Source organism: Halorubrum ejinorense, assembly GCF_039522565.1.
GTDB lineage: Archaea > Halobacteriota > Halobacteria > Halobacteriales > Haloferacaceae > Halorubrum > Halorubrum ejinorense.
Genome location: NZ_BAAADQ010000013.1, coordinates 264,962 through 277,333 on the forward strand (window position 1 = coordinate 264,962; position 12,372 = coordinate 277,333).

A 12,372-nucleotide genomic window follows, 5' to 3' on the forward strand; every position below is an offset into this window, starting at 1 on the left:
CGGCGACCCCCGGGGTCGGTTCGGCGGTCCGGGCGGACGGCCCGGCCGGGCCCGGAAGCGATTAGTCGCCGGAGCGGCCCCCACGTGTATGGACGACCCGTACGCCCCCGCGCGCGACGCGCTCGCAGGCGACGAGCTGGCGGGCGACGCGGCCGACGCCGATCCCGCGGTGCTCGCCGCGCGGCTCGACGACGCAGACCCCCTCTCTTCGTTCGCCGACCGGTATCACGTGCCAGACGGCACGCTGTACATGGACGGCAACTCGCTCGGCCCCGCGAGCGACGCCGCCCTCGCGAGCCTCGACCGCGTCGTCGACGAGTGGCGCGAACGGCTGATCTCCGGGTGGACCGACGCCGACCCGCCGTGGTTCGACGCGGGGGAGCGGCTCGGCGAAGCGCTCGCCCCGCTCGTCGGCGCCGAGCCCGACGAGGTGGTCGTCGGCAACTCGATCACGGTGAACATCCACACGCTCGTCGGCACCTTCCTCGACGAGCTGTTGGCCGGCAACGGGCCGGAGCGCGAGGGCGTCGCGGCCGCGGACGGGACGTGGGCGCCGGACGGCCACCCCGACGCCGACCCCGCGGTCCTCGTCAACGACCTCGATTTCCCCTCCGACCACTACGCGATCCGGGCGCAGCTCCGCCAGCGCGGGATCGACCCGGACGAGAAGCTCCGTGTCGTTCCGAGCCGCGACGGGAGGACCATCGATCCCCGAGACGTCGAGGCCGCCCTCGAAGCGCACGAAGACGTCGGGATCGTCTGGATGCCGACCGCGCTGTACCGGTCGGGGCAGCTGTTCGACGTGGAGCGGATCACGGAGGCTGCCCACGAGGCGGGCGCGTACGCCGGCTTCGACGCGGCCCACTCCGCGGGGGCCGTGCCCCACGAGTTCGACGAGGCGGGCGTCGACTTCGCGGTCTGGTGTACGTACAAGTACCTCAACGCCGGGCCGGGGTCGATCGGCGCGCTGTACGTCGCGGAGCGCCACCACGGGCTCGCGCCCGCGCTGGCGGGGTGGTGGGGCCACGAGAAGGCGACGCAGTTCGAGATGAACATGACCTACACCCCCGCCGACTCCGCGGGCGCGTGGCAGATCGGGACGCCGCCGCTGCTGTCGGCCGCGCCGCTCGAAGGGTCGGTCGAACTCCTGCGCGAGGCGGGGATCGAACGACTGCGCAAGAAGTCGCTCGCCCTGACGGACCTCCTCATCGCCCTCGTCGACGACCGGCTCCCCGAGGTTTCGGTCGGTACCCCCCGCGACCGAGAGGCCCGCGGCGGCCACGTCGCCTTAGAACACCCCGAGGCCGAGCGGCTGAGCGCTGCGCTCAACGACCGGGGCGTCGTCGTCGACTTCCGCCCGCCGAACGTCGTGCGCGTCTGTCCGGCCGCGCCGTACACCGCTTTCGCCGACGTGCTGGAAGTGGTCGACGGGATCGAGGCGATCCTCGATTCGGACGCACACGAGGCGTACGCGACGAACGAGGGCGGGGTGACCTAGCGGGCGCGGAACGTGGGAGTCCGCGGCCGGGGTCGACTGACGGGGCGGTTCTGCCGTTGACATCCGCAGAATTATCAGTCGACATGGCGTAGATGTAATAAGAGAAACAATGGGAAAAGAGTCACAGGCAACCGACAGTGCGGGTCGGTCCGGGACGGACGATGACCGAGTGACCAACGCCTACGAGGCGATGTTCCGAGAGGCGGACGACGCGATATTTCTCGTTGATGTGGCGCGGACGGACGGCGAGTGCGAGTTCACGTTCAAGCAGAACAACACCGCGTACCAGCAACAGACCGGGCTGACCGAGGACGCGATGTTCGGGCAGACGCCGAAGGAGGTCCTCGGGGACGAACAGGGGGCCGCGGTCGAAGCGAACTACCGCCGGTGCGTCGAGCAGGGGACGACGATCGAGTACGAGGAGCGACTCGACTTCCCGGCCGGGACGACGGACTGGCAGACGAAGCTGACTCCGGTCACGGAGGACGGAACGGTGACGCAGATCGTCGGCGTCGCTCGCGACATCACGGAGCAGAAGGAACGCGAGCGGGAACACCGGCGGACGTACCGGCGGTTCCAGACCGTGTTGGAGACGATGTCCGCGGCGGTGTTCCTGAAAGACACCGACGGGCGGTACCTCCTCATGAACCAAGCGTGTCGCGACGTGTTCGACATCGACGCGGACCCCGTCGGAATGACCGACGAGGACCTCTTCCCGGAGCCCGTCGCGGCGCAGGCCCGGGCGGACGACCGCAGAGTGATCGAGGGCGGCGAGCAGATCGAGATCGAGGAGACGGTTCCGACGCCCGCCGGAGAGAGCGTTCGGCTGACGCGGAAGTCGCCCGTACACGACGAGGAGGGATCGATCCGCGGAGTGTGCGGCGTCTCGACCGACATCACCGAACAGAAGACGCGGGAGCGAACTCTCCAGCAGATCAAAGACCGGCTCGAACTCGCGGTCGAGGGCGCGCAGCTCGGCGTCTGGGACTGGGACATGACCACCGACGAGGTCGAGTTCAACGACCAGTGGGCGGCGATGCTCGGCCACTCGCTCGACGATATCGAGGCGCACCTCGACGCGTGGGAGCGCCGCGTCCACCCCGACGACCTCGCGGCGGTCGAGGACGCCCTGTCCGCCCACATGGACGGGGTGACGGAGTACTACGACGCGGACCACCGGATGCGGACCGCGTCGGGCGAATGGAAGTGGATCCGCGACATCGGAAAGGTCGTCGAGCGGAACGAGGACGGAGAGCCCCTCCGGGCGGTCGGCATCCACCTCGATATCGACGATCAGAAGCGCCGAGAGACGGAGTTGGAGCGCACGCGAACCCTCATCGAGCGCACCCAAGAGAGCGCGTCGATCGGCTGGTGGGAGGTCGATCTGGTCGACGAGTCGCTCACGTGGAGCGACGAGGTGTTCCGGATCCACGAGGTGCCGACGACCGAGTCGGTCGATCTGGAGGAGGCGTTAGACTTCTATCACCCCGACGACCGCAACACCATCGAGCGGGCGTTCACCCGGCTGGCGGCGGAGGGCGAGTCGTACGACCTCGAACTGCGGATCCTCACGACGTCCGGCGGGACTCGGTGGGTCAGGACCGTCGGTGACCCGCAGTGCGACGAGGACGGCGAGATAGTCGGCGTGTTGGGGCTGTTCCAAGACATCACCGACCGAAAGGAGCGGGAGCAGGCGCTCGAAGAGACGGAACAGCGCCTGACGATCGCGCTCGACGGCACGAGGACCGGGGTCTGGGAGTGGGACCTCGCGACCGACGAGGTGGTCTGGACCGAGTCGATGGAGCGCCTGTTCGGGCTCGAACCGGGGACGTTCGAGGGCACCTACGAGGCGTTCGCCGGGTACGTCCACCCCGACGACCTCCCGGCGTTAGAGCGGGCGATCGAGCGGGCGAAGGCGGGCGACGAGCCGCTCAAGACGGAGTACCGGATCCGAACCGCGGACGGCGAGCAGCTGTGGGGCGAGGTGCGTGCCGAACTCGTCGAGTCCGAGGACGGCTCGCGCCGGCTGGTGGGGGTGCTCTCGGAGATCACGTCGCGGAAGGAGTACGAGTTGGCCCTCGAGGCGACGCGCGAGGAGCTCCGGAAGATTATCGACCTCGTGCCGGACCTAATCTTCGTGAAGGACCGCGAGGGCGAGTACCTCCTGGCCAACGAGGCGACCGCGTCGGCGTACGGCCGGACGCCGGACGGGGTCGAGGGTAAGACCGAGAGAGAGATCATTCCGGACGCCGGCGACTCTGAGGCGTTCCGACAGGACGACTTGGCGGTTTTCGAGTCGGGCGGGCCGAAGACGATAGACGAGGAGCCGCTGACCACGGCGGACGGTGAGACCCGAATCTTCCAGACGACGAAGATTCCGTATAAAGTGGCGGAGACGGACGAAGACGCCGTCTTGGGCTACGCCCGCGACATCACCGATCTCAAGGAGTACGAGCGGACGGTCGAAGAGCAGCGGGACAACCTCAAGCTGCTGAACCAGGTCGTGCGCCACGACATCAAAAACCAGCTGATGGTGGTCGAGTCCTACACCGAGCTGCTCGAAGGCTCGCTCCCGGACGACCGGAGCCGGACGTACGCGCAGACGGTCATCGAGGCGGCGAAGGAGGCGGCGGACATCACGGAGACCGCCAGAGACGTCACCGACGTGTTGTTACAGGTCGGCTCCGACCGGACGCCGGTCGGCCTCCGCGCCGAGCTCAGCGCGCAGATCGAACAGGTTCGGTCGGAGAAAGACCGCGCGACGGTCTCCGTCGACGGGCCGATCCCGGACGTGACGGTGTTGGCGGACGACCTGTTGGAGGCGGTGTTCCGGAACCTGCTGACGAACGCGGTCGTCCACAACGACAAGGAGGTGGCCGAAATCGCGGTCTCGACCGCCGTTTCGGACGGTTCGGTACGCGTCTCGATCGCCGACAACGGTCCCGGCATCCCCGACGACCACAAAGAGCAGATCTTTCAGGAGGGCGAGAAGGGGCTGGAAAGCGGGGGAACGGGGATCGGCCTGTACCTCGTCGAGACGCTCGTCGACAAGTACGGCGGGGACGTGCGGGTCGGAGATAACGACCCGAGGGGGAGCGTGTTTACCCTCGAACTGCCGCTCGCCGAGTGACCGGTGTGCGGACCTTCCGGCGGCGACGAGTCCGGCGCGTCGCTCGCGCCGCGCACTGCGTCCGGATCTCGGGTGGCGACGGGCTTAATCGCCCGAGCGTCCAACAGAGAGCGATCACACAATGGCGGAACCGTCGGGGATGGACGCGTTCGCGCACCTCGGGAGCGAGGTCCGCGCGGCGCTGTCGGATCAGGGCTTCTCGACGCCGACGGAGCCCCAGCGCGAGGCGATCCCGCCGCTCGCGGCCGGGAAGAACGCGCTCGTCTTAGCCCCCACGGGCACCGGCAAGACGGAGACCGCGATGCTCCCCGTCTTCGACGCGCTCGTCGAGGCCCGAAACTCGCCCGGCGACCCGCCGCGCGAGGGCATCTCCGCGCTGTACATCACGCCCCTCCGCGCGCTCAACCGCGACATGATGGACCGGCTGGAGTGGTGGGGCGAGCGGCTCGGCGTGGAGGTCGCGGTGCGCCACGGCGACACCACGCAGTACGAGCGGTCGAAGCAGGCCGACGACCCGCCCGACGTGTTGATCACGACGCCGGAGAGCCTTCAGGCGATCCTGACGGGCTCGAAGATGCGGGTGGCGCTCGAATCGGTCGCCCACGTCGTGATAGACGAGGTCCACGAGCTGGCGGCCGCGAAGCGCGGCGCACAGCTCACGGTCGGGCTCGAACGCCTCCGGCGCGTCGCGGGGCCGTTCCAGCGGGTCGGGCTCTCCGCGACGGTGGGCGACCCCGAGGAAGTCGGACGGTTCCTCGTCGGCACCGGGAAACGGGACCCCGACCGCCCCGGCGACCGGTCGTTCGAGACGGTCGAGGTCGCCGCCGGGACGCGGACCGACGTGCGCGTCCTCGACCCGGCGATCACGGACGCCGACACCCGTCTCGCAGGCGAACTCGCGGTCGACGAGGCGACCGCGAGCCACGTCCGGACGATCCGCGGGATCGTCGCCGACAAGGAGTCGACGCTGATCTTTGTCAACACGCGACAGACCGCCGAGGCGCTCGGCTCCCGGTTCAAGACGCTCGCGGAGAACGAGCGCGACTCCGGGACCGACCCCGACGAGGTCACCGAGATCGAGCTCCACCACGGCTCGCTGTCGAAGGACGTGCGGATCGACGTGGAAGACCGGTTCAAGTCGGGCGATCTCGACGGGCTCGTCTGTACGTCCTCGATGGAACTCGGCATCGACGTGGGGCGCGTCGACCACGTGGTCCAGTACGGGAGCCCCCGCGAGGTCGCTCGCCTCCTCCAGCGCGTCGGGCGGGCAGGCCACCGCCGCGACCTGGTCTCGGAGGGGACCGTCGTGACGCAGGGCGGCGACGACACCCTCGAGGCGATGGCCATCGCGCGGCGGGCCGGCGACGAGCTCGTCGAGCCCGCGAACATCCACCACGGGAGCCTCGACACGGTCGCGAACCAGATCGTCGGGATCGTGATGGACGAGGGCGAGGTCCACGCCCGCGAAGCGTACCGGACCGTCACGAACGCCTACCCCTTCGACGACCTCTCCGAGCCGGAGTTCCAGGAGGTCGTCCGCGAACTCGACGGGAACCGACTGCTGTGGCTCGACGAGGAGACTGACACGCTCGAGAAGAGCGGCGGGACCTGGCAGTACTTCTACGCGAACCTCTCGATGATCCCCGACGAGTCCACCTACGAGGTGTACGACATGTCCTCGCGGCGCCAGATCGGGACCTTAGACGAGCAGTTCGTCGTCAACTTCGCCGGCCCGGGCGAGACGTTCGTCCAGCGCGGCGAGATGTGGCGCATCACGGAGATAGACGAGGAGGAGGAGCGCGTGAACGTGACGCCGATTCCGGACCCCACCGGCGAGGTCCCGTCGTGGGTCGGACGGGAGATCCCCGTCCCGAAGCCCGTCGCCGAGGAGGTGGGGAAGATCCGCGGCGAGGCCGCGGCCGCCCTCGACGCGGGGTCGACGCCCGAGGCGGTCGCCGCCGACCTCACCGAGCGGTATCCGACCGACGCGGAGACGGCCGCGGACGCGTTGAGCGCCGTCGTCGACCACGTCGAGGCCGGCCACCCGGTACCCACGGACGACCGGATCGTGATCGAGGGGAGCGCGCGCACCGTCGCGGTCAACGCCGCCTTCGGCCACGAGGTGAACGAGACGCTCGCGCGCCTGCTCGCGGCGCTCGTCGGCCAGCGCGCGGGGTCGTCGGTCGGGATGGACGTGGACCCGTACCGGATCGAGTTCGAGGTGCCACACGACGTCGACCCCGGGACCTTCCGCGAGGTGTTGGAGACGACCGACCCCGACCGGCTGGCGGCGTACCTCGAACTGGCCGTCAAGAAGTCGGACGCGCTGAAGTTCACGCTCGCGCAGGTCGCCGCGAAGTTCGGCGCGGTCAAGCGGTACAAGGAGGGACGCGGCCGGTTCGGCGGCGACCGACTGCTCGCGGCCTTAGAGGACACGCCCGTCTACGACGAGGCGCTCCGCGAGGTGTTCCACGCGGACCTCGCGGTGCCGGAGACCGCGGAACTGCTCGAAGCGGTTCGGGACGGCTCGCTCGCGGTCGAGGTGGCCCGCGAGCGCACCGCGCTCGGCACCGCGGGGCGCTCCGCCGGCACGGAGTTCCTCGTCCCCGACAACGCCGACGCGGACGTGATCGACACCGTCAGAGAGCGGATTCGGGACGACCGGGTGATCTGCTTCTGTCTCCACTGCACGGACTGGCGGCACACGACGAAGGTGCGGCGCGTCCGCGACCAGCCCGAGTGTCCGGAGTGCGGGTCGACCCGGATCGCGGCGCTCAACCCGTGGGACGACGAGACGGTCGCCGCGGTGCGCGCGGCCGAGAAGGACGACGAGCAGGAGCGCCGCACCGAGCGCGCCCACCGCGCCGCGAGCCTCGTCCAGACGCACGGCAAGCGGGCGGTGATCGCCCTCGCGGCGCGCGGCGTCGGCCCCCACAACGCCGCGCGGATCATCAACAAGCTCCGCGAGGACGAAGACGAGTTCTACCGCGACGTGCTCCGGCAGGAGCGCGAGTACGCGCGGACCCAGTCGTTCTGGGACTAGTCGGAAACTCGCGAGGGAACGAGTCGAAACCCCGCGGGGGCCCGTTCGGAGGACACGCCCGTTTTTAAGTACCGGACGACCGAACCGAGCGGTATGGACCTCTCCGCTGCCGTAACGGCCACGATAGCGACCCTCCGTCGCCGTCCCGCCGATCTGCTCCCCTTTTACCTCCTCGGCACCGCGGTTCCCGTGATCGCCCGTCTCGGCACGTTCGTCGCGCTCGCCGGGATCTACCTCCACCTCGAACTCACCGGGCGACTGGCGGCCGCCCGCGACGCGCTGGCCGGACTCGAGCCGCCGCCGGAGACGCAGGACCCGGCGGCGCTCGAGGCGTGGGCAGAGGGGGTGACCCCCGCGTTCGAACCCCTCCTGACGCCGACCGTCGGGATCCTGTTCGTCGGCGGCGTCCTCGTCACGGCCGCCCTCGGGCTGTTCGCGTACACCGTCATCTCGGCCGGACAGCTCTCGGCCGTCGTCGCGACCCTGCGCCGCGAGCGGGCACTCGTCGGCGGGATCGCCGGCGCGCGGTCGCGGTGGCCGACGTTCCTCGGGCTGTACGTCGCCGAACTCCTCCTCTGGGTCGGGGTGATAGCGCTGGGCGCTCTCGCGGTCGGCGCGGCGTTCCTCGCGAACCCGTTCCTCGGGGCTGCCGTCGCGATCGCCGCCCTCCTCGTCGGCTTCGTCGCCGTGATGCTCGTCCGGGTCCTGTTCGCGTTCGCGCCGGTGGCCGTCGTCGTCGACGACGCCGGCGTCGTCGAGGCGGTCGAGGGCGCCGGCGGCTTCGTGCGGTCGAACCCGACCGACGCCGCCGCGTACCTCGTGGTCGCCGTCGGGGCGCTGATCGCCGTCTCGTCGGCCGCGTCCGGGGTGGCGTTCCTCGGCGGCGGCGCCGTCGTCGCGCTCGCGAGCGCGGTCGTCGTCGCGCCCGCGCTCGACCTGTTGAAGACCGTCCTCTACGGCGACTACCGCGGCACGGTCGACCCCCTCGACCCGCCCGAGGCCGGCGTTCGGACCCAACTCGTCGGCGGGCTCCGGCGCGGCTGGCGGGAGCTGGTCGGGTTCGTCCGGGCGACGCCGGGCCACCACGCGCTCGCGGTCGCGACCGCGGTCGGGTTCGGCGCCGTCGGCTGGGTGGCGGTCGGCTCCTTCGGCGGAACGGTCACGACCTCGATCGAGGGGCGGTTGGTCGGACACGTCCCGCCGGTGGCGGCGCTCGCCTTCTTCGGCAACAACTGGGGGGTCGCGATCGCGACCGCCTTCTCTGGCGTCGGGTTCGTCGTCCCCGCGCTCTCCTCGCTCGCGTTCAACGGCGTCGCCTTAGGCGCCACCGCCGCCTTGGAGGAGAACCTCCCGGCGCTCGTCGCGTTCGTGGTCCCGCACGGGATCTTCGAGATCCCCGCCCTCGTCGTCTCCGGAGCGCTCGGGATCCACCTCGGCGCCGTCTCGTGGCGGACGTTCCGCGGCGACGAGCGCCGCGAACGGCTCGCCGACGCGTTAGAGACCGGCTTCTGGGTGACCGTCGGGCTCGGACTCCTGCTCGGCCTCGCCGCCGTCATCGAGGGGTTCGTCAGCCCGTACTACTGGCGCCCGTTCCTGTGAGCGCCGCCGGAGTCGCCGTCCGCCCGCAACCTTATTGCCGCGCGGTCGAAGCGTCGGTATGGAGCCGTTCGTCGCCGTCATCCTCGTCGGTGTCCCGCTCGCGTGGCTCGTCGGCTTCGCCGGGTACGCGTACGTCGACGCGCCGAACCACGGGATGGACCGTCGCAAGTGGGCGCTAATCTCCTTCGTCGTCCCGCTGTTCGGGTTCCTCGCGTACGTCTTCGAGCGCGACGAGCAGGACTACGACCCCGAGACAGACCCGTACGCCGGCGGGAGCGAGGAGCGGAGCGGCGGGTTCGCGGTCCACGAGTCACGGCAGGGCGAGAAGCGACTCGGTCCGGCGGGAACCGAAGCGGACGAGGGCGACGACGGAGACGACGAGTGGAACGATCCCGACGGGATCGACCTCTGAGTTCGGACCAGTCGGTCGGCCGGGTTGATGGCTCACTCGACCGGATCGGTCGCTCACTCGACGAAGGCGACGCCGGTGAACTCGAACCGAGCCCCGCCCGCCTTTCCCTCCCTGAGCGTCACGTTCCACCCGTGAGCGTCCGCGATCCGTTTGACGATCGCCAGTCCGAACCCCGTGCCCGACTCCGTCGACGTGTGTCCGGGTTCGAAGACGGCCTCGCGCTCTGCCGGCGGAATCCCCCGCCCGTCGTCTTCCACGTAGAACCCGTCGCCGTCGTCGGCGGCGCGGGTCGTCGTGTAGAAGGCGTCGATCCGGCCGACGGTGACCGTGACGTGTCCGTCCCCGTCGGTGCCGTGATCGAGGGCGTTTCGAAACAGGTTCTCGAACACGTTTCGGAGGCGGCTCGCGTCGCAGTACAGCGTGGCCTCGTCGACGACCTCCAGCGTGGCCGAGTCGGTCGCGACGGACTCCCAGCTCTTCCGCGCGACTGTCGCCAGCTCGGCCGGCTCCGGCTCGCCGACGGGCTGTCCCTCCCTCGCGAGGGTCAGGGTGTCGTCGATGATGTCGTCCATGCGGTCGAGCGACCGACGGACTACGTCGACGTTCGTCCGCAGGTCGGCGTCGGCCGCGACGCGTTCGGCGAGCATCGCCGCGTGCCCCTGTGCGACGTTGAGCGGGTTCCGGAGGTCGTGTGAGACGACGTTCGCGAACTCGTTGAGGCGGTCGTTCTGCCGCTGGAGCCGCTGGCGCTGGGCCACCCGCTCGGTGATATCGTGACAGCTCACGAGGACGCCGTCGCCGCCGGTGCCACCCGGATGCCCCCGGACCGTCGACGCGAACCACGACCACGACTCGTCGCTCGAGCGGAACCGAACCTCGACCGTGGTCGGTTCGTCGGGGCGCTCGAAGGCCGCGTCGAGCGCGTCGGCCACCGCTTCCCAGTCGTCGGGATGGACGTACTCCGGCAGTCGTTCGTCGACGAGCGTTTCCGGGTCGTATCCGAGCGTGTCGCTTACCGCCGGGCTCGCGTATCGGACCGTTCGGTCGCGGTCGAGGAGCAGGAACACCTCCGTCGCGTGGCCGACGAGTCGCCGATAGAACTCGTCGTCTTCGCCCCCGTCCGCTCGAACGGGATCGGTCATTCGTTATGAGTATCGAGGGGACGCATATAGATGTACGTCCGAAGACGACGGGGGACTCATAAGAAGTCGATCAGCGCCGCCCGCCGCCGGTCGAGGTCGAACGCGGCGTCGGCCGCGTCGAGCCGACCCAAGAACGCGAAGACGTCGGCGCCCGCCCGCTCGGCGTGGTCGATGAGGGCCTCGATGGATTCGCGGTTCAAGGCGAACGAATCCAGCTTGCCACAACAGAGCGCCAGCGCGATGCCGGCCTCGCCGGACGGAAACGCGGGGTCGACCGCGGAGAGGTCGGGGTCCGCGGAGACGTCACCCGCGAGGCCAGCCTCGTCAGCCGGCACAACGCGCAGACAACGGGTACAGATCGCGGCCGCGTCGGCCGGCGCGTGATCGCGGAGCGCTGACGGCACCGCGAATCCGACGACCTCGGCGTCACAGTGAGGACAGGACATAGAGAGGGGTAGGCGCTGCGCGCAAATTAAAACACGCGTCGGGACGGCGGGGTGCCAAGGAGCGGGTCCGACGGCCGAAGGCGGCGGCCGATGGCGAGTCGGTGAGGACCGCGACCTGTCAGTCGGCGGGCTCGGGATCCTCGGTTTCCGCGGCCGCGGCCTCGGCGGCGGCCTCGGCCTCCTCTTCGGCCTCCTCTTCTTCCTTTTTGTCCTTGATCTTCTTCAGCCGGAACGTCTCCTCGCGCTCCTGCTCTTCGAGCTTCTGTTCGATGTACTCCTGGTTGTCGTAGAGACGGGGGAGGAGCGTGAACTCCAAGGCGTTCACGCGGCGCTTCGTCGTCTCGATCTCCGTGAGCATCTTCTTCATCGCGGTCTCGACCTCCGCGGCGAGGATGATCGATTCGAGCAGCTCCTCGTAGGCGTCGGCGGCCTCGTCGATCCGCGCGGAGGAGCCGAGCAGGCCGTACCCGCGTTCGTCGAGGCTCTTTCGCACCTTCGAGGACTCGATCTGCGGGACCACGACGCCCATGATGTTCTTCGACTGGGTCGTGATCTCCGGGTGCTCTTTCAGCGCCGCGGCCGCGCCCCGGACGGCGACGTCGCCCTCCATCGCCCGGGCCATGTCGATCTTGCGCTGGGCCGTCTCGTAGTTCTCGGACACCTCGGACCGGACGTCTTGCGCCTGGTCGAGAATGTCCATGAACTCCATGATGAGCCCGTCGCGCTTCTGCTCGAGCGTGTCGTGACCGCGCTCGGAGAGCTCGATGCGGTCCTCGATCGCCATCAGGTTCTTGCGCGTCGGTTTGACATCCTTGGCCATCTTGGGGATAGCTTCCGCTCCGAGGCGGTTAATTCTTTTCAGACGCGGCGTGTCGCGGGACGGATCGGTGTCCGCACGACGGCGGAGCCGTCGGCTGCGTCCGAAAGAAAAAGCGGAAGATGGGACGGATCGCGTGCCTCTGACAGCGGCGGGCGATCGCTCCTGACGACCGAGGTCGGGACGGCGATCCCCGTTCGGGTCCGGTGGGGTCGGCGGCGGGGACATGACCCGTCGGGACCCGTGATGGTCCGGCGTGCCGATCGGTTCGGTCCGGTTCGGTCC

The 12,372-nt window shown here is 69.7% G+C and carries 8 protein-coding genes; 5 read left to right on the plus strand and 3 right to left on the minus strand.

What is annotated here, in order from left to right:
- Nucleotides 1-88 precede the first annotated feature (88 nt).
- The 5 genes from kynU (at nucleotide 89) to ABDZ89_RS12080 (ending at nucleotide 9,682) form a co-directional block, all read left to right on the plus strand.
- Entirely contained in the window at nucleotides 89-1,498 is a 1,410-nt protein-coding gene (gene kynU, locus ABDZ89_RS12060) for a kynureninase (RefSeq protein WP_343779371.1), read from the plus strand.
- A 109-nt stretch (nucleotides 1,499-1,607) separates the two neighbouring features.
- Nucleotides 1,608-4,628 (plus strand): PAS domain-containing protein, encoded by a 3,021-nt coding sequence (locus tag ABDZ89_RS12065; RefSeq protein WP_371152732.1) that lies wholly within the window; start codon nucleotides 1,608-1,610, stop codon nucleotides 4,626-4,628.
- Nucleotides 4,629-4,749: 121 nt separating this feature from the next.
- Nucleotides 4,750-7,671 carry a DEAD/DEAH box helicase gene (locus ABDZ89_RS12070; RefSeq protein ID WP_343779374.1) on the plus strand — a complete coding sequence of 974 codons (2,922 nt, stop codon included), beginning with the start codon at nucleotides 4,750-4,752 and terminating at the stop codon, nucleotides 7,669-7,671.
- Nucleotides 7,672-7,764: 93 nt separating this feature from the next.
- Entirely contained in the window at nucleotides 7,765-9,270 is a 1,506-nt protein-coding gene (locus tag ABDZ89_RS12075) for a stage II sporulation protein M (protein ID WP_343779377.1), read from the plus strand.
- Nucleotides 9,271-9,328: 58 nt separating this feature from the next.
- A complete protein-coding gene (locus ABDZ89_RS12080) occupies nucleotides 9,329-9,682 on the plus strand; it encodes a hypothetical protein (RefSeq protein WP_343779379.1) in 354 nt (117 codons plus the stop codon).
- A gap of 53 nt (nucleotides 9,683-9,735) precedes the next feature.
- On the opposite strand, the gene ABDZ89_RS12085 is transcribed toward ABDZ89_RS12080, so the two are convergent.
- The 3 genes from ABDZ89_RS12085 to ABDZ89_RS12095 all read right to left on the minus strand — a co-directional run bounded on the left by ABDZ89_RS12085 (nucleotide 9,736) and on the right by ABDZ89_RS12095 (nucleotide 12,090).
- Nucleotides 9,736-10,824: a PAS domain-containing sensor histidine kinase gene (locus tag ABDZ89_RS12085; protein WP_343779382.1), complete on the minus strand. Its 1,089-nt coding sequence runs from the start codon at nucleotides 10,822-10,824 to the stop codon at nucleotides 9,736-9,738.
- 56 nt (nucleotides 10,825-10,880) lie between these two features.
- Nucleotides 10,881-11,270, minus strand: coding sequence for a DUF6276 family protein (locus ABDZ89_RS12090; RefSeq protein WP_343779384.1), 390 nt, complete (start codon nucleotides 11,268-11,270; stop codon nucleotides 10,881-10,883).
- Nucleotides 11,271-11,388: 118 nt separating this feature from the next.
- Complete coding sequence (locus ABDZ89_RS12095; protein WP_343779386.1) at nucleotides 11,389-12,090, minus strand: V-type ATP synthase subunit D; 702 nt, start codon at nucleotides 12,088-12,090, stop codon at nucleotides 11,389-11,391.
- Nucleotides 12,091-12,372 lie beyond the last annotated feature (282 nt).